This window comes from Streptomyces sp. NPDC096040, from assembly GCF_040303265.1.
Taxonomy (GTDB): Bacteria; Actinomycetota; Actinomycetes; order Streptomycetales; family Streptomycetaceae; genus Streptomyces.
The window spans coordinates 133,302-154,047 of the sequence record NZ_JBEOTA010000023.1 but is presented as its reverse complement, the minus strand read 5'-3'; the positions used below and the strand labels follow the sequence as shown (position 1 = coordinate 154,047).

At 70.6% G+C, this 20,746-nt stretch carries 20 protein-coding genes and 1 pseudogene; 11 read left to right on the top strand and 10 right to left on the bottom strand.

Going from position 1 to position 20,746, the window contains the following annotated elements; genetic code table 11:
• A pseudogene (locus tag ABTY98_RS29385) lies at nucleotides 1–93 on the top strand (ABC transporter ATP-binding protein); the annotation flags it as partial.
• 154 nt (nucleotides 94–247) lie between these two features.
• A complete protein-coding gene (locus tag ABTY98_RS29380; protein ID WP_352224049.1) occupies nucleotides 248–940 on the top strand; it encodes a FadR/GntR family transcriptional regulator in 693 nt (230 codons plus the stop codon).
• Here the strand turns inward: ABTY98_RS29380 and ABTY98_RS29375 are convergent.
• The 3 genes from ABTY98_RS29375 to fabG form a co-directional block, all read right to left on the bottom strand.
• Nucleotides 918–1,268 carry a hypothetical protein gene (locus tag ABTY98_RS29375; protein WP_352224048.1) on the bottom strand — a complete coding sequence of 117 codons (351 nt, stop codon included), beginning with the start codon at nucleotides 1,266–1,268 and terminating at the stop codon, nucleotides 918–920. The two genes, ABTY98_RS29380 and ABTY98_RS29375, sit on opposite strands and share 23 nt — an antisense overlap.
• 188 nt (nucleotides 1,269–1,456) lie before the next feature.
• Entirely contained in the window at nucleotides 1,457–2,224 is a 768-nt protein-coding gene (gene fabI, locus ABTY98_RS29370; RefSeq protein WP_352224047.1) for an enoyl-ACP reductase FabI, read from the bottom strand.
• Between the two features lie 5 nt (nucleotides 2,225–2,229).
• Nucleotides 2,230–2,949, bottom strand: a complete 720-nt coding sequence (gene fabG / locus ABTY98_RS29365) for a 3-oxoacyl-[acyl-carrier-protein] reductase (protein WP_352224046.1) — start codon at nucleotides 2,947–2,949, stop codon at nucleotides 2,230–2,232.
• A 236-nt stretch (nucleotides 2,950–3,185) separates the two neighbouring features.
• Between fabG and ABTY98_RS29360 the strand changes: the two genes are divergently transcribed.
• The 3 genes from ABTY98_RS29360 (at nucleotide 3,186) to tyrS (ending at nucleotide 7,437) form a co-directional block, all read left to right on the top strand.
• On the top strand, nucleotides 3,186–4,709 hold the full coding sequence (locus ABTY98_RS29360) for a TldD/PmbA family protein (protein ID WP_352224045.1): 1,524 nt from the start codon (nucleotides 3,186–3,188) through the stop codon (nucleotides 4,707–4,709).
• Nucleotides 4,706–6,100 carry a metallopeptidase TldD-related protein gene (locus ABTY98_RS29355; protein WP_352224044.1) on the top strand — a complete coding sequence of 465 codons (1,395 nt, stop codon included), beginning with the start codon at nucleotides 4,706–4,708 and terminating at the stop codon, nucleotides 6,098–6,100. The genes ABTY98_RS29360 and ABTY98_RS29355 overlap by 4 nt, the downstream gene beginning before the upstream one ends.
• Nucleotides 6,101–6,168: 68 nt before the next feature.
• Nucleotides 6,169–7,437 (top strand): tyrosine--tRNA ligase, encoded by a 1,269-nt coding sequence (tyrS, locus tag ABTY98_RS29350; protein ID WP_352224043.1) that lies wholly within the window; start codon nucleotides 6,169–6,171, stop codon nucleotides 7,435–7,437.
• A 72-nt stretch (nucleotides 7,438–7,509) separates the two neighbouring features.
• Here the strand turns inward: tyrS and ABTY98_RS29345 are convergent, their stop codons facing one another.
• Complete coding sequence (locus ABTY98_RS29345) at nucleotides 7,510–7,788, bottom strand: GlsB/YeaQ/YmgE family stress response membrane protein (RefSeq protein WP_352224042.1); 279 nt, start codon at nucleotides 7,786–7,788, stop codon at nucleotides 7,510–7,512.
• 245 nt (nucleotides 7,789–8,033) lie between these two features.
• Here ABTY98_RS29345 and ABTY98_RS29340 point away from each other — a divergent pair, with 245 nt between their 5' ends.
• Together ABTY98_RS29340 and ABTY98_RS29335 are read left to right on the top strand one after the other, a co-directional pair.
• Nucleotides 8,034–8,432 (top strand): DUF3099 domain-containing protein, encoded by a 399-nt coding sequence (locus tag ABTY98_RS29340; protein WP_352224040.1) that lies wholly within the window; start codon nucleotides 8,034–8,036, stop codon nucleotides 8,430–8,432.
• Nucleotides 8,433–8,696: 264 nt separating this feature from the next.
• On the top strand, nucleotides 8,697–8,903 hold the full coding sequence (locus ABTY98_RS29335; RefSeq protein ID WP_352224039.1) for a hypothetical protein: 207 nt from the start codon (nucleotides 8,697–8,699) through the stop codon (nucleotides 8,901–8,903).
• Between the two features lie 17 nt (nucleotides 8,904–8,920).
• Here ABTY98_RS29335 and moaA read toward each other — a convergent pair whose 3' ends face one another.
• The 3 genes from moaA to ABTY98_RS29320 all read right to left on the bottom strand — a co-directional run bounded on the left by moaA (nucleotide 8,921) and on the right by ABTY98_RS29320 (nucleotide 12,037).
• Nucleotides 8,921–9,910, bottom strand: coding sequence for a GTP 3',8-cyclase MoaA (moaA, locus tag ABTY98_RS29330; protein ID WP_352224038.1), 990 nt, complete (start codon nucleotides 9,908–9,910; stop codon nucleotides 8,921–8,923).
• 154 nt (nucleotides 9,911–10,064) lie between these two features.
• A complete protein-coding gene (locus ABTY98_RS29325; protein ID WP_352224037.1) occupies nucleotides 10,065–11,684 on the bottom strand; it encodes a monocarboxylic acid transporter in 1,620 nt (539 codons plus the stop codon).
• Nucleotides 11,681–12,037, bottom strand: a complete 357-nt coding sequence (locus ABTY98_RS29320; protein ID WP_352224036.1) for a DUF485 domain-containing protein — start codon at nucleotides 12,035–12,037, stop codon at nucleotides 11,681–11,683. The genes ABTY98_RS29325 and ABTY98_RS29320 overlap by 4 nt, the downstream gene beginning before the upstream one ends.
• 333 nt (nucleotides 12,038–12,370) lie before the next feature.
• On the opposite strand from ABTY98_RS29320, the gene ABTY98_RS29315 reads away from it, so the two are divergent.
• From ABTY98_RS29315 to ABTY98_RS29300, 4 genes are all read left to right on the top strand, one after another.
• The gene (locus ABTY98_RS29315; protein ID WP_352224035.1) at nucleotides 12,371–13,897 is read left to right on the top strand and encodes a S8 family peptidase; all 1,527 of its coding nucleotides are present in this window, start codon (nucleotides 12,371–12,373) and stop codon (nucleotides 13,895–13,897) included.
• A 64-nt stretch (nucleotides 13,898–13,961) separates the two neighbouring features.
• Nucleotides 13,962–15,500, top strand: a complete 1,539-nt coding sequence (locus tag ABTY98_RS29310; RefSeq protein ID WP_352224034.1) for a S8 family peptidase — start codon at nucleotides 13,962–13,964, stop codon at nucleotides 15,498–15,500.
• A 39-nt stretch (nucleotides 15,501–15,539) separates the two neighbouring features.
• On the top strand, nucleotides 15,540–16,916 hold the full coding sequence (locus ABTY98_RS29305; protein ID WP_352224033.1) for a CoA transferase: 1,377 nt from the start codon (nucleotides 15,540–15,542) through the stop codon (nucleotides 16,914–16,916).
• A 105-nt stretch (nucleotides 16,917–17,021) separates the two neighbouring features.
• A complete protein-coding gene (locus ABTY98_RS29300) occupies nucleotides 17,022–18,032 on the top strand; it encodes a CopD family protein (RefSeq protein WP_352224031.1) in 1,011 nt (336 codons plus the stop codon).
• Here ABTY98_RS29300 and ABTY98_RS29295 read toward each other — a convergent pair whose 3' ends face one another.
• From ABTY98_RS29295 to ABTY98_RS29285, 3 genes are read right to left on the bottom strand one after another with little or no spacing between them, the layout of a single operon-like run.
• Nucleotides 18,033–19,088 (bottom strand): zinc-dependent alcohol dehydrogenase family protein, encoded by a 1,056-nt coding sequence (locus ABTY98_RS29295; RefSeq protein WP_352224029.1) that lies wholly within the window; start codon nucleotides 19,086–19,088, stop codon nucleotides 18,033–18,035.
• A gap of 36 nt (nucleotides 19,089–19,124) precedes the next feature.
• Nucleotides 19,125–19,790, bottom strand: coding sequence for a lysoplasmalogenase (locus ABTY98_RS29290; RefSeq protein ID WP_352224028.1), 666 nt, complete (start codon nucleotides 19,788–19,790; stop codon nucleotides 19,125–19,127).
• Entirely contained in the window at nucleotides 19,787–20,653 is an 867-nt protein-coding gene (locus ABTY98_RS29285; protein WP_352224027.1) for a sterol desaturase family protein, read from the bottom strand. Before ABTY98_RS29285 ends, ABTY98_RS29290 begins: the two co-directional genes overlap by 4 nt.
• Nucleotides 20,654–20,746 lie beyond the last annotated feature (93 nt).

The following is a 20,746-nucleotide window of genomic DNA, read 5'->3' as shown; positions in this document are numbered from 1 at the left end:
CTGGGCTTCCTGCGCAACTCGGTGCGCGAACTGGGCCAGACGGTGGTCATGGTGACCCACGACCCGGTCGCCGCACGGGACTCCCGCCGGGTGCCGTCGGGCGTGCTGTCGTGGATGTCGTCGCGGTGGTTTCCTCGGCTCCCATGCGCCCATCATAGAATCATGGGATGATTGGTTGTCCAGTCTCGGGCGGAGGACCACGGCGACCCCGCTGCCGCCGCCCGGCCCTCGCGTGCGAAGGTGTGTCATGCCTCTGAGCCACCCGCGCCGCTCGGCGCTGTCCGAGCAGGTCATCGCCGAGCTGCGGAACCAGATCGCCTCCGGCGAGTGGCCGGTCGGCTCACGCATCCCCACCGAGCCGGAGCTGGTCGAGCAGCTCGGGGTGGCTCGCAACACCGTCCGGGAGGCCGTCCGCGCGCTGGCGCACAACGGCCTGCTGGACATCCGCCAGGGCTCCGGCACGTACGTCGTGGCGACCAGTGAGCTGGCCGGCGTGATGCACCGCCGGTTCGCAGGGGCCGATCCCCGGCACATCGCCGAGCTGCGCTCCACGCTGGAGTCGTCGGCGGCCCGGCTGGCCGCGGCCCGGCGCACGGAGAAGGACCTCAGGCAGCTCGACGCCATTCTGGTGCGCCGCGAGCAGGCCTGGGAGTCCGGCGAGGCGGAGGCCTTCGTGACGGCGGACGCGACCTTCCACCTGGCCGTGGTGGCCGCCTCGCACAACGACGTGATGACGGCGATGTACGCCGACCTGGGCGAGGTGCTGCGGGACTGGCTGCGCGCGGACGTCGGCGCCGAGCTGACGCCGGAGACGTACATGGACCATGCCCGCCTGGTCGACGCGATCCGCGCGGGCGACGCGGACTCGGCCGCCAAGGAAGCGGCCAGCTACCCGTACCTGTGCCGTCCGGACAGGTTCAGCTCGCCTTCTGGTGGCTGACCCACACCGAGCGGACGTCCTGCCAGCAGCGGCCGGTGAGCCGTACGGTCATCGCCGGCCCGGTGTCGACCGGGGAGCCGTCGGTGTCGATGTCCCACCACTTGGCGCACTCGATGTGCAGCCGTACCCGATCGGTGTCCACATAGGGGTTGTGGCAGTAGGCCACCACATGGGAGCCGCGGACGGTCGTCCGGCACGACGCGCCGAACAGCTCCGGGGCCGGCCTGTGACCGCCCGGCACGCGCGCGTGGCACACGGCGTCGTAGGGCAGGGCCAGCACAAGGGCGAGGGCCACGGTCACTGGGGCCAGGCTGCGGGACAGGCGCACAAGGGGACCTCCTCGGCCGGGCTGGGGAGGGAATCGCGCGGTGAACGCGTAATCCGACGCGTGCTCCCAGGGTGCGCCGCCGGTACGGCGACGGCCCGGCCGGTGGGCCGAACGGGTGAGGCCCGCACCCCTCACAGGATGCGGGCCTCGGTAAGTCCGTAGGTCCGTGCTGACGGTGTCCTTGCGGGTCAGGCGCCGATGGCGTGCAGACCGCCGTCCACGTGGACGATCTCGCCGGTGGTCTTCGGGAACCAGTCGCTCAGCAGGGCGACGATGCCCTTGCCGGCCGGCTCGGGGTCCTTGAGGTCCCACTCCAGGGGGGAGCGGTGGTCCCAGACCGAGGCCAGCTCGGTGAAGCCCGGGATGGACTTGGCGGCCATGGAGCCGATTGGGCCGGCGGAGATGAGGTTGCAGCGGATGTTCTGCTTGCCGAGGTCGCGGGCGAGATAGCGGCTGGTGGCCTCCAGGGCGGCCTTGGCCGGGCCCATCCAGTCGTACTGCGGCCAGGCGTACTGGGCGTCGAAGGTGAGGCCGACGACCGAGCCGCCGTTCTGCATCAGCGGCAGGCAGGCCGTGGTCAGCGACTTCAGGGAGTACGCCGAGACGTGCATCGCGGTCGCGACGGACTCGAAGGGCGTGTTGAGGAAGTTGCCGCCGAGCGCGTCCTGAGGGGCGAAGCCGATGGAGTGCACGACACCGTCGAGTCCGCCGAGCTCCTCACCGACGAGGTCGGCCAGCCGCCCGAGGTGCTCGTCGTTGGTGACGTCGAGCTCGATGACCTTGGTGGGCTTGGGGAGCTTCTTGGCGATGCGCTCGGTCAGCGTGGGCCGCGGGAACGCGGTGAGGATGATCTCGGCGCCCTGCTCCTGGGCCAGCTTGGCCGCGTGGAAGGCGATGGAGGACTCCATCAGCACGCCCGTGATCAGGACACGCTTGCCCTCGAGGATTCCGCTCATGGTGATCAGTGACCCATTCCCAGTCCGCCGTCAACAGGGATGACGGCTCCAGTGATGTACGAGGCGTCGTCCGAGGCGAGGAACCGCACCGTCGCGGCGACCTCCTCGGGCTGCGCGTACCGGCCGAGCGGCACCTGCGACACGATGGTGGCGCGCTGCTCGTCGGTGAGCACCTTGGTCATGTCGGTGTCGACGAAGCCGGGCGCGACGACGTTGAAGGTGATGTTGCGCGAGCCCAGCTCACGGGCGAGGGACCGCGCGAAGCCGACCAGGGCGGCCTTGGAGGCGGCGTAGTTGGCCTGGCCGGGACCACCATAGAGGCCGACGACCGAGGAGATGAGGACGACGCGGCCCTTCTTGGCGCGCAGCATGGCGCGGTTCGCGCGCTTGACCACGCGGAAGGTGCCGGTGAGGTTGGTGTCGACGACCGAGGTGAAGTCCTCCTCGGACATGCGCATGAGAAGCGTGTCCTTGGTGATGCCGGCGTTGGCGATCAGGACCTCGACCGGGCCGTGCGCGTCCTCGATCTCCTTGTAGGCCTGCTCCACCTGCTCGGAGTCGGTGATGTCGCACTTGACGGCGAGGCAGCCCCATTCCTTGAGGACGGCCGGCGGCTCACCCGAGCGGTATGTGATGGCAACCTTGTCGCCGTTGTCGGCGAAAGCGCGGGCGATGGCGAGGCCGATGCCCCGGTTGCCTCCAGTGACGAGAACCGAGCGGCTCAACGGATCACCCTTTCGTTCGGTCTGACCACCCGCCGGAACAGCCGGCACGACAGGTGGCTTCATCGAAAACCTATCGGTCCCGCCATCACCGCGAGCAAGCGGGCACCGACAGTGGCGCGGGGGTGTCGCTGTCGGGTCCCTACAGAAAGGACCGGCGCCGGGCCGAAACCTGTGGTCCGTATGCCCGCGGGCGCGACATGATCGGGCGGACAGGCCACGACAGCAGGGAGACCTCCGTGCCTCATTCCATCGACGAAGCCTTCACGGCTCTTCCGCTACGGGCCCTGGCCGACGCCGCGCTGGCACGCGCGCGTGCGCTGGGGGCCGAGCACGCGGACTTCCGGTTCGAGCGGGTGCGCAGCGCGTCCTGGAGCCTCAGGGACGCCAAGCCCGCCGGATCGTCCGACACCACCGACCTCGGATACGCGGTCCGGGTCGTGCACGGCGGTACCTGGGGTTTCGCGTCGGGGGTGGACCTGACCCTGGACGCGGCCGCCAGGGTCGCCTCCCAGGCGGTGGCCATGGCGAAGCTCTCGGCGCAGGTCATCAAGGCCGCCGGGTCCGATGAGCGCGTCGAGCTGGCCGGCGAGCCGGTGCACGCGGAGCGGACCTGGGTCTCGTCGTACGAGATCGATCCGTTCACCGTGCCCGACGAGGAGAAGGCCGCGCTGCTCGCGGAGTGGAGCGCGCGGCTGCTGGCGGCGAACGGCGTCAACCATGTCGACGCCTCGCTCCTCACCGTGCGTGAGAACAAGTTCTACGCCGATACGGCCGGAACCGTGACCACCCAGCAGCGCGTGCGGCTGCACCCGCAGCTGACCGCGGTGTCGGTGGACGAGTCGAGCGGCGAGTTCGACTCGATGCGGACCGTCGCACCGCCGGTCGGCCGTGGCTGGGAGTACCTCACCGGCACCGGCTGGGACTGGGACGCCGAACTGGAGCGGATCCCGGAGCTGCTCGCCGAGAAAATGCGGGCGCCGAGCGTCGAGGCGGGGCTGTACGACCTGGTGGTCGACCCGTCCAACCTGTGGCTGACCATCCACGAGTCCATCGGCCACGCCACCGAGCTGGACCGCGCGCTCGGCTACGAGGCCGCCTACGCCGGCACCTCCTTCGCCACCTTCGACCAGCTCGGCAAGCTCAGGTACGGCTCCGAGCTGATGAACGTCACCGGCGACCGCACCGCCGAGCACGGCCTGGCGACCATCGGGTACGACGACGAGGGCGTCGAGGCCCAGTCCTGGGACCTGGTGAAGGACGGCACGCTCGTCGGCTACCAGCTGGACCGCAGGATCGCGAAGCTGACCGGCTTCGAGCGCTCCAACGGGTGCGCGTACGCCGACTCACCCGGGCATGTGCCCGTGCAGCGCATGGCCAACGTCTCGCTCCAGCCCGATCCGGGCGGGCTGTCGACCGAGGACCTGATCGGCGGGGTCGACCGCGGGATCTATGTCGTCGGCGACCGTTCCTGGTCGATCGACATGCAGCGCTACAACTTCCAGTTCACCGGCCAGCGGTTCTTCAGGATCGAGAACGGGCGGATCACCGGACAGCTGCGGGATGTCGCCTACCAGGCGACGACCACCGACTTCTGGGGCTCCATGGCGGCCGTCGGTGGCCCGCAGACCTACGTCCTGGGCGGCGCCTTCAACTGCGGCAAGGCTCAGCCGGGACAGGTCGCCGCCGTGTCCCACGGCTGCCCCTCGGCCCTCTTCAAGGGCGTCAACATCCTCAACACCACGCAGGAGGCCGGTCGATGAGCGCCCGCAACAACAAGCCGCACGAGATCGTCGAGCGCGCTCTGGAGCTCTCCCGAGCCGACGGCTGCGTGGTCATCGCCGACGAGCACTCCACCGCCAACCTGCGCTGGGCCGGCAACGCGCTCACCACGAACGGCGTCACGCGCGGCCGTTCGCTCACCGTCGTCGCGACCGTCGACGGCAAGGAGGGGACGGCCTCGGGTGTCGTGTCCCGGTCGGCCGTGACCGCCGACGACCTGGAGCCGCTGGTGCGGGCCGCCGAGGCCGCCGCGCGGGGCGCCGGTCCAGCCGAGGACGCGCAGCCGCTGGTCACCGGCGTACCGGAGGCGCCGGACTTCACGGACGCGCCCGCCGAGACCTCCTCCGCCGTGTTCACCGACTTCGCCCCGGCGCTCGGCGAGGCCTTCGCACGCGCGCGTGCCGGTGGCCGTGAGCTGTACGGCTTCGCCAACCACGAGCTGGTCTCGACGTACGTCGGCACCTCGACCGGGCTGCGGCTGCGCCACGACCAGCCCAACGGCACCCTTGAGCTGAACGCCAAGTCGCCGGACCGTACCCGGTCGGCCTGGGCCGGGAGGTCGACGCGGGACTTCAAGGACGTCGACCCGGGCGCGCTCGACGCCGAGCTGGCCGTACGGCTCGGCTGGGCGGAGCGCAGAGTGGAGCTGCCGGCGGGCCGGTACGAGACGCTGCTGCCGCCGACCGCCGTGGCCGACCTGCTGATCTACCAGCTGTGGTCGGCGTCCGGGCGGGACGCGGCCGAGGGGCGGACGGTGTTCTCCAAGCCGGGCGGTGGCACCCGCGTCGGCGAGAAGCTGACCGACCTGCCGCTGACCCTGCGCAGCGACCCGAACGAGCCGGGGCTGGAGTCCGCGCCGTTCGTCGTGGCGCACTCCTCCGGCGGTGACCAGTCGGTCTTCGACAACGGGCTGCCGGTCGGCGCCACCGATTGGGTCGCTGACGGTGAGCTGAAGCACCTGACGACCACCCGGCACACGGCCGGTCTGACCGGGCTGCCGGTCGCCCCGGCGGGCGGGAACCTGATCCTGGACGGCGGCCAGGACCGCTCCCTGGAGGAGATGGTCGCGGCGACCGAGCGCGGGTTGCTGCTGACCTGCCTCTGGTACATCCGCGAGGTGGACCCGGCGACGCTGCTGCTCACCGGCCTGACCCGGGACGGCGTGTACCTGGTGGAGAACGGCCAGGTCACAGGAGAGGTGAACAACTTCCGGTTCAACGAGTCGCCGGTGGACCTGCTGGGACGGGCCACGGAGGCGGGGCGCACGGAAAAGACGCTGCCGAGGGAGTGGAGCGACTGGTTCACTAGGGCTGCGATGCCCGCGCTGCGCGTGCCCGACTTCAACATGAGCTCTGTCAGTCAGGGCGTATAACCTCGTAGCCGGTGGTCGCTCGACTGCCCGAAGATCATCCGAAGATCGCCCAAGGAGATACGAGAACCGTGACGGACATCGTCGACGAGCTGAAGTGGCGGGGGCTCATCGCCCTCTCCACGGACGAGGACGCATTGCGCAAGGCGTTCGCGGACGGTCCTGTCACGTTCTATTGCGGCTTCGACCCGACCGCGCCCAGTCTGCACCTCGGCAACCTCGTGCAGATCCTGACGATGCGCCGGATCCAGCAGACGGGCAACCGCCCGCTGGGCCTGGTCGGGGGTGCCACGGGCCTGATCGGCGACCCGAAGCCGACTGCCGAGCGCACGCTGAACGCGCCCGAGGTCGTCGCCCAGTGGGTCGAGCGGCTGCGCGCGCAGATCGCCCCGCTGCTCGACTTCGAGGGGCCGCACGCGGCGGTCATGGTCAACAACCTGGACTGGACCCAGGGCATGTCCGCCATCGAGTTCCTGCGGGACGTCGGCAAGCACTTCCGCGTCAACAAGATGATCGCGAAGGAGGCCGTCGCCCGGCGTCTGGAGTCCCAGGAGGGCATCAGCTACACCGAGTTCAGCTACCAGATCCTCCAGGGCATGGACTTCCTGGAGCTGTACCGGCGGTACGGCTGCACGCTGCAGACCGGCGGCAGCGACCAGTGGGGCAACCTCACCTCGGGCACCGATCTGATCCACAAGGTCGAGCCCGGCGCCGTGGTCCACGCGCTGGGCACGCCGTTGATCACCAAGGCCGACGGCACCAAGTTCGGCAAGACGGAGTCCGGCACGGTCTGGCTCGACCCGGAGATGACCACGCCGTACGCCTTCTACCAGTTCTGGCTGAACGCGGACGACCGGGACGTCTCCAAGTTCCTGCGGATCTTCAGCTTCAAGTCGCACGACGAGATCGAGGACCTGGAGAAGCAGACCGAGGAGCGTCCGCAGGCGCGGGCGGCCCAGCGGGCGCTGGCCGAGGAGCTGACGACGCTGGTGCACGGCGCCGACCAGACGGCCGCGGTGATCGCCGCGAGCCGTGCGCTCTTCGGCCAGGGGGAGCTGGCGGAGCTGGACGAGAAGACTCTGGCCGCGTCGCTCTCCGAGCTGCCGCACATCCAGGTCGCCGAGCTCGCTCCGGTGGTCGATCTGTTCGCCGAGGTCGGGCTGGTGGCCAGCAAGTCCGCCGCCCGGCGGACCGTGAAGGAGGGCGGGGCCTACGTGAACAACGTGAAGGTGACCGCCGAGGACGAGGTGCCCTCCGTGGAGGAGCTGCTGCATGGGCGGTGGCTTGTGCTGCGGCGGGGGAAGAAGAATCTGGCGGCTGTGGAGGTCGTTGGTTCCTGAGCGTCACAGGGGTGCGGGGTGTTCTGTTGACACAGCCCGCACCCCTCAGGGGCGCTTTCGGCCTCCGGCGCCTCAGACTCGGTGCCTGCGCTTGCCCAGCGTCGCCATGTACAGCATGTCTCCCAGGAACACGATGATGATCGCGGCGACCAGCTGGAAGAGATGACGGGTCCAGTCGATACCCGGGGTTGACGCCACGCCCGCCGCGCGGGCGATCGCGTTGCCGGCGATCGCGCCCAGCATGCCGAAGATGGTCGTCAGCCAGAGGGGGCTGTGCTGCTTGCCCGGGATGACCGCCTTCGCGATCAGGCCCAGCACAAAACCCACGATGATCGCCCACAACCAGCCCATGGCTGCCTCCTCGTACGGCTCGACGTGAGCATTACGCCAAGTCTCGGCCCGTCCGCCGTACGGCGCATGTCGGTACGCCCGTACGCGGTAAGGCGCATGACGTTCACGCAGGCGGGCGGGCGACCCGGTCTCGAAGGCGGCGCAGGCGCGGCGTAACGTAAGAGGCGTCCTGGCCCGGTTCCCCGTACGGGTGTGGACAGAGTACGGGCCTGGGCGAGTCCGATGCGGGCGGATGGTGGAATGTGATGCGGAAGCAGCGTGGCGGCGGCAGCGTCCAGGTGTTCCGGATCACCGGGGCCCGCACCGGCCTTGCGGAGGACGTGCGCGGCCGGCAGCGGCGGTACGTCATCTCCATGACCGTCCGGACCTTGTCGGTGATTTTGGCGGTCACGTTGTGGAACGTGGAGCGGTACGTCGCCGTCGTCGCATTGGTGCTCGGGGCACTGCTCCCCTACGTGGCGGTCGTCATCGCCAATGCGGGCCGGGAGCGGCCGTCATCGCTTCCGTCGACGTTCGGTGTCGCACCGACAAGGCTGATGATCGCGCCGCCGCGCGCGGAGGACCCGCACCCGGAATCCGTCCCGGAGGACGTGGTGGCCGACCCGGCGGCGGGGATGCGCGGTGAGCGGCCGGAGTCGGTCTGAGCACCGGGGACGCGGGTTGAGCGGCCGGTGGCTCCACACAAAGCTCAATAAAAGCTCAGATCAATCGCGCTGTTCCGGTGCCGGGCGACGGGTGACCCATGACATACTGCGTACGCGCTCCGCATCCCCCGTCGGAGCGACGGACCGACGCCGGGCAGCTCCCCCCGTGGCTGCTCGGCGTCGCCTTGTTTGCGGGGCCCGCCTTTGCAAGACAACACAGCGCAAGACAACACAGCGCAAGACGAAGCAGTGCGAGACGAAGCAGTGAGTGACGTTATCTGTTCAGCGAAGGGTTGCCGGGCCGACGCGGTGTGGGTGCTGGCGTGGAACAACCCGAAGATCCACACGCCGGAGCGGCGGAAGACCTGGCTCGCCTGTGACGAGCACCGGGAGCATCTCTCGCAGTTCCTGGGGGTGCGGGGGTTTTTGAAGGATGTCGTGTTGTTGAAGGAGTGGGAGTCACCCCAGTAGGGCTCCAGTAGGCGGCTCTAGCCTCCGATCGCGGACATCGGCCTCTCCGGCTGTACGAACGACGGGTCGTCCAGGCCCGCCCCCGCCTTCTTCCCCCACATCGCCAGTCGCCAGATGCGGGCGATCTCCTCGTCGGATCCGCCCGAGCGGAGCGCGCCGCGCAGGTCTGTCTCGTCCTTGGCGAACAGGCAGTTGCGTATCTGGCCGTCGGCCGTGAGGCGGGTGCGGTCGCAGGCCGCGCAGAACGGGCGGGTGACCGAGGCGATGACGCCGACGCGGCACGGCCCGCCGTTCACCAGCCAGCGCTCCGCCGGGGCCGCCCCGCGCTCGTCCGCGTCCTCGGGCGTGAGGTCGAAGCGGGTGCGGAGCGAGGCGAGGATGTCTCCCGCCGTCACCATGCTGTCGCGCTTCCAGCCGTGCTGGGCGTCCAGCGGCATCTGCTCGATGAAGCGCAGCTCGTAGTCGTGCTCCACCGCCCAGGCCAGCAGGTCGGGGGCCTCGTCCTCGTTCAGGCCTGGCATCAGGACCGTGTTGACCTTGACGGGGGTGAGGTCGGCGTCGCGGGCGGCCTGGAGGCCGTCGAGGACGTCCTTGTGGCGGTCGCGGCGGGTGAGGGTCTTGAAGACGTCCGGGCGGAGGGTGTCGAGGGAGACGTTGACCCGGTCCAGGCCGGCCGTCTTCAGGGCCGTCGCGGTGCGGCGCAGGCCGATGCCGTTGGTCGTCAGGGACATCTGGGGGCGGGGGGCCAGCGCCGCCACCCGCTCCACGATGCCGACCAGGCCGGGGCGCAGCAGCGGCTCGCCGCCGGTGAAGCGGACCTCCTCGATGCCCAGCAGGCGGACGGCGATGTCGATCAGGCGGACGATCTCGTCGTCGGTGAGCAGGTCGGGCTTGGCCAGCCACTGCAGGCCCTCCTCGGGCATGCAGTACGTACAGCGCAGATTGCACCGGTCGGTCACTGAGACCCTCAGGTCGGTGGCCACCCGGCCGTAGGTATCGATGAGCACGTGGGCCCCCTCCCTCGTCACGGATCAGTTCTCTACCGTCACTAGCGAGCCTACGTGACAACGCTGACATCGCGAGGGCCCCGATGCCACGAGGTACGACGCGGCCGCGTCGTAGGACCCTACGATCCCGTCGACGCGGCCAGTCGTACGCAGGTCAGTGAGCTCCGGTGCCGGTCAGGGACCGCACCTCCAGTTCCCCGTACTTCGCGGTGTCCGGGACCTCCTTGGACAGCAGGGTGCCCACGACGCCGAGGAGGAAGCCGACCGGGATCGAGATGATGCCCGGGTTCTCCAGTGGGAACCAGTGGAAGTCGACGCCCGGGAACATCGAGGTCTCCTTGCCGGACACCACCGGCGAGAAGAGCACCAGGCCGACCGCGGTGACCAGGCCGCCGTAGATCGACCAGAGGGCGCCCGCGGTGGTGAACCGCTTCCAGAAGAGGCTGTAGAGGATGGTCGGCAGGTTTGCGGAGGCGGCGACCGCGAAGGCGAGCGCGACCAGGCCGGCGACGTTCAGGTCGCGGGCCAGGGCGCCGAGGACGATGGAGACCGCGCCGATGCCGACAGTGGCCCAGCGGGCCGCGTTGATCTCCTGCTTCTCGGTGGCCTGGCCCTTCCTGATGACATTGGCGTAGATGTCGTGCGCGAAGGACGAGGACGAGGCCAGGGTGAGGCCCGCGACCACGGCGAGGATCGTCGCGAAGGCGACCGCCGAGATGGTGGCCAGGAGGATCGCGCCCCAGTTGGAGTCGACGCCGCCCAGATGGAGGGCGAGCAGTGGGGCCGCGGTGTTGCCCGACTTGTTGGAGGCGATGATCTCGTCCGGTTTGATCAGCGCGGCCGCGCCGAAGCCGAGGGCGAGGGTCATCAGGTAGAAGGCGCCGATCAGGCCGATCGCCCAGAGCACGGACTTACGGGCGGCCTTCGCGGTGGGCACGGTGTAGAAGCGGATCAGGATGTGCGGCAGGCCGGCGGTGCCCAGGACCAGGGCGATGCCGAGCGAGAGGAAGTCCAGCTTGCTGGTGCTGCTGGCGCCGTACTTCAGGCCGGGCTCCAGGAAGGCGCTGCCCTTGCCGCTGTTGTCGGCGGCCTTGCCGAGCAGGTCGGAGACGTTGAAGTTGAACTTCCACAGGACCATGAAGGTCAGCAGCAGGGCGCCCAGGATGAGCAGCACGGCCTTGACCATCTGGACCCAGGTGGTGCCCTTCATACCGCCGATGGTGACGTAGACGATCATCAGTACGCCGACCAGGGCGACGATGCCGATCTTGCCGCCGTCGCTGGTGATGCCGAGGAGGAGGGAGACGAGGACGCCCGCTCCCGCCATCTGGGCCAGCAGGTAGAAGATCGACACGACGATCGTCGAGGTGCCGGCCGCGGTGCGGACCGGGCGCTGGCGCATGCGGTACGCCAGCACGTCGCCCATGGTGTAGCGGCCGGAGTTGCGCAGTGGCTCGGCGACCAGGAGGAGGGCGACGAGCCAGGCGACCAGGAAGCCGATGGAGTAGAGGAAGCCGTCGTAGCCGAAGAGGGCGATGGCGCCGGCGATGCCGAGGAAGGACGCGGCGGACATGTAGTCGCCGGAGACGGCGAGGCCGTTCTGGAAGCCGGTGAACTGGCGGCCGCCCGCGTAGAAGTCGGCGGCGTCCTTGGTCTGGCGGCCGGCCCAGATGGTGATGACGAGGGTCGCGGCGACGATCACCGCGAACAGAGTGATGATCAGCGTCCGGTGCTCGCTTGCCTCGCCGGCCGCCATGGTGATCGCGGGGCTCATGCGCCGCCCTCCATCCGGGACTTGATGGCCTCGGCCTTGGGGTCGAGCTTGGCGGCGGCGTGGTGCGCGTACCACCAGGCGATGAGGAACGTGGTGAGGAACTGGGCGAGGCCGAGGACCAGGGCCACGTTGATGTTGCCGACGACCTTGGTGCCCATGAAGTCGCCCGCGTAGTTGGAGAGCAGGACGTACAGCAGGTACCAGGCGATGAAGCCGACGGTCAGCGGAAAGGCGAAGGAGCGGTAGGAGTGCCGCAGTTCGGTGAACTCCGGACTCTGCTGCACCTCGGCGAACTCCTCGCTGGAGGGGAGCCGGGTCTGCGTGTTCGAGGGCGGTGGTGTCTCGGTAGCCACGGAGTCTCCTCGCGATACGGACATGCGGATTCTGACCTCACAGACACTTGGATCACCTACCCGGAGTGATGGAGCGGCTCCCGTAAGTGATACCGACAGGGGGCCTCGATCCTGCTGCGGCTCCCTGCTCAAGGTCACGGCGCCACGCGTGGACAGGTTCAACTCGCCCGAGTTCTTTCGAAGTCGTGCGCGCGGGTCGTCTCCGGTCATTGCTGGCCGGTGAGTGCGGGAGATAGCTTCACCCTGCACCACCCGTCATGTACCTGCTCAAGCGGTCACGCGCGGCTTGGGCGGGCCGTTTTCGGTTGATGTTCCGGATGATGTGGAGACCCCATGGCTCATCTGCGTTCCAGACGCGGGCCGGCGCTCGCCGTACCGGTCGTACTGTCGCTGACCGCCTCGCTCGGCCTGCTGCCGGCGGCGGCTTCTGCGGCACCGCTGTCGGCCTCGGCGACGCCGGCGGCGGACGGGCCGAACCTGGCCTATGTCGTCAACACCAGGACGGACCACCGCACGATCGAGTCGGTGCAGCGGGCGATCACCCGCAACGGCGGCACGATCGTCGCGTCGTACGACAGGATCGGCGTGATCGTCGTGCACTCGGCGAACCGTGAGTTCGGCCCCACGATGCGCGCGGTGCGCGGGGTGCGGTCGGCGGGGGCGACCCGGACGGCGCCGCTGAGCGCGGCGGGGACCACGGACGAGGGGGCCGTGCAGGTCCTGTCGAAGGCGGAGGCCGCGCAGGTCGAGAAGAGGGCGGCGGCCGGCCAGGAGCCACTCGAGGCCGACCAGTGGGACCTGCGGACGATCGGCGCAGACAAGGCCGCCACGGTCAACCCCGGGAGCCGGTCGGTGACCGTCGGCATCATCGACACCGGCGTCGACGACACGCACCCGGACATCGCTCCCAACTTCTCCGCCGCGCAGTCCGCCAACTGCGTGAGCGGCAAGGCGGACACGACGTACGGCGCATGGCGGCCGGTGGACGCCGACCACTACCACGGCACGCATGTCGCCGGCGAGATAGCCGCCGCCCGCAACGGCATGGGCGTGGCGGGCGTGGCACCGGGCGTGAAGGTCGCGAGCATCACCGTGGCCCAGCCCGACTCGACACAGCTGTTCTACCCGGAGAGCGTCGTCTGCGCCTTCGTGTTCGCCGCCGACCACGGCGTGGAAATCACCAACAACAGCTACTACGTTGATCCATGGCTGTACAACTGCATGGACGACCCGGATCAACGTGCCATCGTTGACGCGGTCAACAGGGCGCAGCTGTACGCCCAGAGCAAGGGCACGCTCAATGTGGCCTCGGCGGGCAACTCGAACGACGATCTCGACGCGAACGCCCTCACGGACACCTCCAGCCCCGACGACTCGACGGCCACGACCCGCACGGTCGACCCGCACGAGTGCTTCGACGTGCCGACCCAGCTGCCCGGTGTGGTCACCGTGAGCGCGGTCGGCGTCGACAACGCCAAGGCCTACTACTCCAGCTACGGCCAAGGCGTCATCGACGTGGCGGGCCCGGGCGGCGACAAGTACCAGATCCCGCACACGCCGTCGCAGAACGGCCGCATCCTGTCCACGCTGCCGAACGACCAGTACGGCTTCCTCCAGGGCACCTCGATGGCGTCCCCGCACGTGGCCGCGGTGGCCGCGCTGCTGAAGTCGACCCACCCGCACGCCTCCCCGGCCCGGCTCCAGGCCCTGCTGAAGGCCGAGGCGGACAACCCGGGCTGCCCGGCGGGCCCCTACGACGGGGACGGCGACGGCGTCGTGGACGCCACCTGCGTGGGCGGAGAACACGTCAACGGCTTCTACGGCTCGGGGGTCGTGAACGCGCTCCGCGCGGTCAAGTGACCACTCCCGGCAGGACTTCCCGCACGGCATGCTCGTTTCGCGAACGAACCGGAGGCTCACCCACATGACAGCGCCCCAGTCGCGCCACCGCCGCGTGCTCGCCATCCCGCTCGGCATGGCCATGGCCACGGCCCTCGCGTTCCTGCCCAACGTCTCGGCGTCCGCCGCCGACACCACGGCCACGACCACGGTCGCTTCGGACGCGAGTGACGCGACGTCCCTCAGCTATGTCGTCAACGTCCGCCCCGGGCAGGGCACCTCGCAACGCGTCCAGCGGGCGATCGACCGGGCCGGCGGTTCGGTGGTGATCGCGTACGACGAGATCGGCGTGATCGTCGTCCACTCGTCGAACCCCGACTTCGCCAAGGTCATCCGCAAGGTGCCCGGCGTGGACTCGGCCGGTGCCACCCGCAACGCGCCGCTGCCCGCCCAGTCGACCACCGACGTCGGGACGCCCAAGGTGCTCAGCTCCGAGCAGGTCACGGAGGCGGACGCGCAGGCGGCCGACGGGCAGGACCCGCTGGAGCCGCTGCAGTGGGATCTGCCTGCCATCAAGGCCGACAAGGCGCACGAGAGGACCCTCGGCAGCTCGAAGGTCACCGTCGCCGTCATCGACACCGGGGTCGACGACACCCACCCGGACATCGCCCCGAACTTCTCCGCCGCGCAGTCCACCAACTGCGTGTCGGGCAAGCCGGACACGACGTACGGCGCCTGGCGGCCCAGCGCCGCCGAGAGCCCGCACGGCACGCATGTGGCGGGTGAGATCGCGGGCGCCAAGAACGGGATCGGCATCACCGGCGTGGCGCCCGGCGTCAAGGTGGCGGGCATCAAGGTCGCCACCACCAGCGGATACTTCTACACGGAGGCCGTGGTCTGCGGTTTCGTGTGGGCGGCCGAGCACCACATCGACGTCACCAACAACAGCTATTACACCGACCCCTGGTACTTCAACTGCACCGACGACCCGGACCAGAAGGCGCTCGTCGACGCCATCACCCGGGCCTCCCGGTTCGCGGAGAAGAAGGGCACCGTCAATGTGGCGGCGGCCGGCAACGAAAGCTACGACCTGGCCTCCGACTCGATCACCGACCCGGTCTCGCCGAACGACGGCACCCCCAGCGACCGGGTGATCGACCCGCACACGTGCTACGACATACCGACCCAGCTGCCGGGCGTCGTCACCGTCGCGGCCACCGGAGCCAAGGGCCTCAAGTCGTCCTTCTCCAACTACGGCCTCGGGGTCATCGACATCGCCGCGCCCGGCGGCGACTCGACCGCCTACCAGGCCCCGGCGTCCCCGGCGACCAGCGGCCTGATCCTGGGCCCGCTGCCGGGCGGCAAGTGGGGCTACATGGCGGGTACGTCGATGGCGACCCCGCATGTCGTCGGCGTCGCAGCATTGATCAAGTCAACCCATCCGCATGCCTCCCCCGCCCTGGTGAAGGCCCTGCTGTACGCCGAGGCGACCGCCACGCCGTGCACCGACCCGTACGACATCAACGGGGACGGCAAGGTCGACGCGGTGTGCGAGGGCTCGAAGAACCACAACGGTTTCTACGGCTGGGGCACGGCGGACGCATTGGCGGCAGTCACCCACTAGGCACACATATTGATTCAGTCAATACTGCATAGTGCAGTCATGACTGCAATCAAGTATGCGTGGTCCGCGCTGGGCGGCGATCCCTCGCTGTCCGCGCGGATCACGACCGTGGCACGCGCGGGCACGCTCCAGGCGCACCTTCCGGTACGACCGCTCGCCCGCGCGTGTGTCGGCGCGTGCGCGCTGGCCGCAGCCGAGCTGGGGGCGCGCCGCATCGGTACGGCGGAGGTGCCCACGGTCCTGGTGGACGACGGGGCCGTGGCGACCGCGTTCACCAGCGAGCGGCAGTTGCTGGTCGACGGGCGGGCGCCGGTGCCGTTCGCCCCGCTGTCCCGGTTCTGGCGCGCGGCCGACGGGTGGGTGCGCACCCACGCCAACTACCCGCACCACCGGGCCCGGCTGCTGGCCGCGCTGGGACTGCCGGATGGCGCCTCGGCGGAGGAAGCCGGGGCCCGGATCGCCGGGCGCCCCGCGCTGGAGGTGGAGGACGCGGTCTACGGCGCCGGCGGGCTCGCCGTGGCACTGCGCTCACCCGAGGAGTGGGCCGCGCACGAGCAGGGGCTCGAGGTGGCCGCGCGCCCCCTCGTCGAGCGAGGCCGCCTGGACGCGGCCCACGCGCGCGTGCTCCCGCCGCTCGACGCCGACGTCTCTCCCCTGCTGCCCGCCGCCGGTCTGCGCGTCCTGGACCTGACCCGGGTCCTGGCCGGCCCGGTCGCCACCCGCACCCTGGCGCTGCTGGGCGCGGACGTCCTGCGCCTGGACGCGCCCTGGCTGCCGGAACTCCCCGACCAGCACGCCGACACGGGCTTCGGGAAGCGCTCGGCGACGCTCGACCTCACGACCGACCGGGCGGCCTTCGAGGAGTTGCTGGCCTCGGCGGACGTCGTGGTCACCGGGTACCGGCCGGGCGCCCTGGACCGGTTCGGGCTCTCCCCCGAGGCGCTGGCCGAACGGCGGCCGGGGCTGGTCGTGGCCCAGGTGTCCGCCTGGGGCGGGTACGGGCCGTGGGGCGGGCGGCGCGGCTTCGACAGCCTGGTGCAGGTCGCCACCGGCATCGCGAAGGCCGAGGGCTCGGCGGAACGGCCGGGTGCGCTGCCCGCGCAGGCGCTCGACCACGGCACGGGGTATCTGCTGGCGGCCGGCGTGCTGCGAGCGCTGACCGAGCAGTCCTACGACGGCGGGAGCAGGTTCGTACGGCTGGCGCTGGCGCGCACCGCGCGGTGGCTGACGGCGGAGACGGAGGCGGGGCCCGAGGGCGGTGAGCCGTACGAGGGGCCGGACGCCTGGCTCGCCGAGACGGACAGCGCGCTGGGGCGGCTGCGGTACGCACGGTCGCCGGTGTCCTTCGCGGGCGGCCCGGCCGACTGGGCGCGGCCCCCGGTGCCGTGGGGGTCGGATCCGGCCAAGTGGGCATGACGGCACCGGCCGCCCGGCCGGAAACGTACGAATAGACGGAATGACACTCCGTCAGTTGCTTTCCGCTACTTGCCCGGTTCTGTCGTGACTGGTGAAGATCGTGGGGTGACGGCGACACGACCGACCACCGAAGCGGCCGACGCGAGCGGCCCCGCGAGACGCCCCGGTACCGGCCGGGCCGTCGCCGTCCTGGGCCTGGTGGCGCTGGCCGCGCTGGTGCCGCTGCTCGGGCCGTCCGCCGCGTTGCACGACACCGGGGAGGCCGCGGCGCCGGGGGTGGGCGGCATCGCCTTGCTGCGGGGGGTGCTGTTCGCCGCCCTGTGCGTGCCGTTGGGCGAGCTGTTCGTGGACCGGCTGACCCGTCGGCTGCCGGACGCGCCGCCCGAACGGCCGTCCAGCTGGGCGGTGTTCGCGGCCGCCGCCGGTTTCGTCGCCGCGCTGGGGCTCGCGTCGGTCGTGTCGACGGGCAACCTGGTGCCGCGCGGTCTCGCCGACATCGACGTGGGCGGCCTGTACCAGTCGCGTGACGGCGAGTTGGCGCTGATCGAGGTCAACGCCTTTCTGCTGGCCGGCCTTTGCGCCCGCTCGCGGCGCCCGGCGATCCAGGTGTGGCCGCTGGCCGCGGTGGCCGCCGCCGAGGCGCTGCGCGCCCACCCTGCGCCCGAGCACAGCCCGTTGCTCGGCTCGGCGCTGACCCTGGTGCATCTGACGTGCGCGACGCTGTGGGTGGGCGGTCTGCTGCACGCGCTGCGCCTGCTGCGGCGGTGGCAGGGCCGGGCGGCCGGGGCGGCGCTGCTCGGCCTCTACGCGCGCGTGGCCGCCGTACTGCTGGCCGCCATCACCGCGACGGGCGTGTGGAGTTCGCTGCGGCGGATGCCCGCGGGCACGATCCTGGATCAGCTGACGACGACGGCGTACGGGCGCACCCTGCTGGCCAAGGTGGTCCTCGTCGCCGCCGTCGCCGCGCTCGCGCTGTGGGCGCGGTTCCGGCTGCGCCGGGCGGCCGACCCGCTCACCGCGTACGTCCCCGCGCGGGCCGAGGTGGCCGTGCTGGGGGTGGTGGTCGCGGTGTCGGGAGTGCTGACGGCGCTGCCGGTACCGATCAGATGGACTTGATCAGGTCGGCTGGCCGTTGGTGACGAGCACCTTGAGGGCGGTGCGCTCGTCCATCGCCTTGTAGCCGTCGGGCACGCCCTCGATGCCGACGGTCAGGTCGAAGACCGGCGAGGGGTCGATCGTGCCGGCGAGGACGTCGGGCAGCAGGTCGGGGATGTACGCGCGGACCGGGGCGACACCGCCGCGCAGGGCGATGTTCCGGTCGAACATGACACTGAGGTCCAGGCCGGTGCCACTGCCGTGCGGGACACCCACGAAGCCGATCGCGCCGCCGTCCCGGGTGATCTCGACGGCCGTCCGCATGGACTGCTCGGTGCCCACGGCCTCCACGACGGAGTGCGCACCCTGCCCCCGGGTGAGTTCGCGTACGGCCGCCACGGCCGCGTCCCCGCGCTCGGCGACGACGTCGGTGGCGCCGAAGCGGCGCGCGATGTCGGTACGGACCTCGTGCCGGCCCAGTGCGATGATCCGCTCGGCGCCCAGCCGCTTGGCGGCCAGCACGGCGCACAGGCCGACCGCGCCGTCCCCGACGACGGCGACCGTGGCACCGGGACGGGCGCCCGCGCCGAGGGCCGCGTGATGACCGGTGCCGAGCACGTCGGACAGAGTCAGCAGGGCGGACAGCAGATGGCCGTCGGAGGCCGCGTCCTTGGGCAGCTGGACCAGGGTCCCGTCGGCGAAGGGGACGCGCACGGCCTCGCCCTGGCCGCCGTCGTACCCCACCGAGCCCCAGAAACCGCCGTGCTCGCAGGACGTCGTCAGTCCCTCACGGCAGTAGTCGCAGACGCCGTCGGACCACATGAAGGGGGCCACCACCAGGTCGCCGCGGCGTACGGTGCCCACGTCGGAGCCGGTCTCCTCGACGACACCCAGGAACTCGTGACCGATGCGCTGCCCCGGCTGCCGGGCCGCCTCGCCCCGGTAGGCCCACAGGTCGCTGCCACAGATACAGGCGCGCAGCACGCGTACGACGGCGTCGGTGGGCAGCTGCACCACCGGCTCGGGCACGTCCTCCACGCGCATGTCGTACGGGGCGTGGATGGTGGTGGCGCGCATGGCGAGGATCCTTCTCGTGCGGTGTCGTGGGTGCGCTCAGGGGGTGGCCGGGCGCACTTCACGGTACGCCGCCGCCGGCGCGGGTCGTGCGTCGAGGGTGCCCCGGACCAGCAGGAACTGTGCGCCCGCATAGGTGAGCATGATCCAGAAGTCGGGTCTCGGCAGCTGCGGCCAGTCGGCGACACCGGTCGCGATGAGCGTGTCGGAGAGCATGAAGAGCGCACCGCCGAGCCCGGCGACCGGGCCGAGCCGGGTGGCCGCCGTGTACGCCATGGCGGTGAGGAGGGTGCTGTAGCCGGCGACGGGGACGCGGAGTCCTGCGGGCAGGTCCGGCCACAGCAGGACGACCAGGGCGACGAGGGCGGCGGCGTACCCGAGGGCGAACAGACCCGCACGCGCGCGTGGCGGTCCGTGGCGGCGGAAGAGGACGAGGTAGCAGACGTGCCCGGCGGCGAAGCAGGCCATACCCGCCATGAAGGCGGGGTCGGCGTCGGAGAGCAGCAGTACATCGCCGCCCCAGCCGCACAGCAGGGCGGCGACCAGCAGCCGCGGGCCGCCCGCGCGGGCGGCCCAGGCGGCGAGCAGGGGCATCAGGAGCACCTTGGCCACCACGTGCCCGGAGTGGGGGCCGACGGCGAGGCAGCCGAGGTCGAGGACGACGGCGAGGGCGAAGGCGGCGAGCAGCGCCCGGGACGCTCTCACGCGGCCACGGACTCCTCGGCCTGCTCCACGGCGGCCGCCGGCGCCCAGCCCGGCCCCCGGAACAGCCGCCCGGCCCGCTCCCGCCAGCTGCGCGCGGCCTTCAGGTCCCTGCCGATGGCCAGGTACTCGTGAGTGGCCACCTTGATCGGGTTGAACGTGTCGATGTTCTTGGTCAACCCGTACACAGGCCGCTCGACCTCCGGCACCCACGACCCGAACAACCGGTCCCAGATGATCAGGATCCCGCCGAAGTTGCGGTCCAGGTAGCCGCCCTGGGAGGCGTGGTGCACGCGGTGGTGGGACGGGGTGTTGAACACGAACTCGAACCACCGGGGCATCTTGTCGATGCGCTCGGTGTGGATCCAGAACTGGTAGACGAGGTTCGCGGAGGAGCAGAAGGCGAGCGCGGCCGGGTGCACACCGACGGCGACGAGCGGGACGTAGAACGGCCAGACCGTCAGCGAGGTCCAGGGCTGGCGCAGCGCGGTGGTGAGGTTGAACTTCTTGCTGGAGTGGTGGACGACGTGGCAGGCCCACAGGATGCGGATGACATGGTGGCCGCGGTGGGACCAGTAGTAGAGGAAGTCCTGCGCGAACAGCATCAGCGGGACCGTCCACCACAGGACGGGGACACGCAGCGGGGTGAGTTCGTATATCGCCGTGTAGATCGCGACGATCGGGATCTTCCAGACGAAGTCGAAGACGAGGGACCCGAGCCCCATGCCGACGCTGGTGGCCGCGTCCTTGGCCTCGTACCCGCCGGCGTCGTCGTCGGGATGGATGCGGTAGCTGATCACCTCGATCACGGTGAGCAGCACGAAGGCGGGTATCGACCACAGCACGACATCGGGCAGGTTCGGCATGGGGGCACCGTAGAGCCGCTGGTCGGCTGCGGCTAGACGTTGTTACCCACAAGTATTACCGGCGGTATGCGCTTGCTTGTTGGCGATCTCCGC

Excerpts from the sequence above, each read along its gene's own strand:
- ABTY98_RS29315 (WP_352224035.1), top strand. The coding sequence starts at position 12,371 with ATGGCTCATCTGCGTTCCAGACGCGGGCCGGCGCTCGCCGTACCGGTC.
- ABTY98_RS29355 (WP_352224044.1), top strand. The coding sequence starts at position 4,706 with ATGAGCGCCCGCAACAACAAGCCGCACGAGATCGTCGAGCGCGCTCTG.
- ABTY98_RS29310 (WP_352224034.1), top strand. The coding sequence starts at position 13,962 with ATGACAGCGCCCCAGTCGCGCCACCGCCGCGTGCTCGCCATCCCGCTC.
- ABTY98_RS29345 (WP_352224042.1), bottom strand. The coding sequence starts at position 7,788 with ATGGGCTGGTTGTGGGCGATCATCGTGGGTTTTGTGCTGGGCCTGATC.
- ABTY98_RS29325 (WP_352224037.1), bottom strand. The coding sequence starts at position 11,684 with ATGAGCCCCGCGATCACCATGGCGGCCGGCGAGGCAAGCGAGCACCGG.
- ABTY98_RS29305 (WP_352224033.1), top strand. The coding sequence starts at position 15,540 with ATGACTGCAATCAAGTATGCGTGGTCCGCGCTGGGCGGCGATCCCTCG.
- fabI (WP_352224047.1), bottom strand. The coding sequence starts at position 2,224 with ATGAGCGGAATCCTCGAGGGCAAGCGTGTCCTGATCACGGGCGTGCTG.
- ABTY98_RS29340 (WP_352224040.1), top strand. The coding sequence starts at position 8,034 with ATGCGGAAGCAGCGTGGCGGCGGCAGCGTCCAGGTGTTCCGGATCACC.
- ABTY98_RS29285 (WP_352224027.1), bottom strand. The coding sequence starts at position 20,653 with ATGCCGAACCTGCCCGATGTCGTGCTGTGGTCGATACCCGCCTTCGTG.
- ABTY98_RS29295 (WP_352224029.1), bottom strand. The coding sequence starts at position 19,088 with ATGCGCGCCACCACCATCCACGCCCCGTACGACATGCGCGTGGAGGAC.
- ABTY98_RS29380 (WP_352224049.1), top strand. The coding sequence starts at position 248 with ATGCCTCTGAGCCACCCGCGCCGCTCGGCGCTGTCCGAGCAGGTCATC.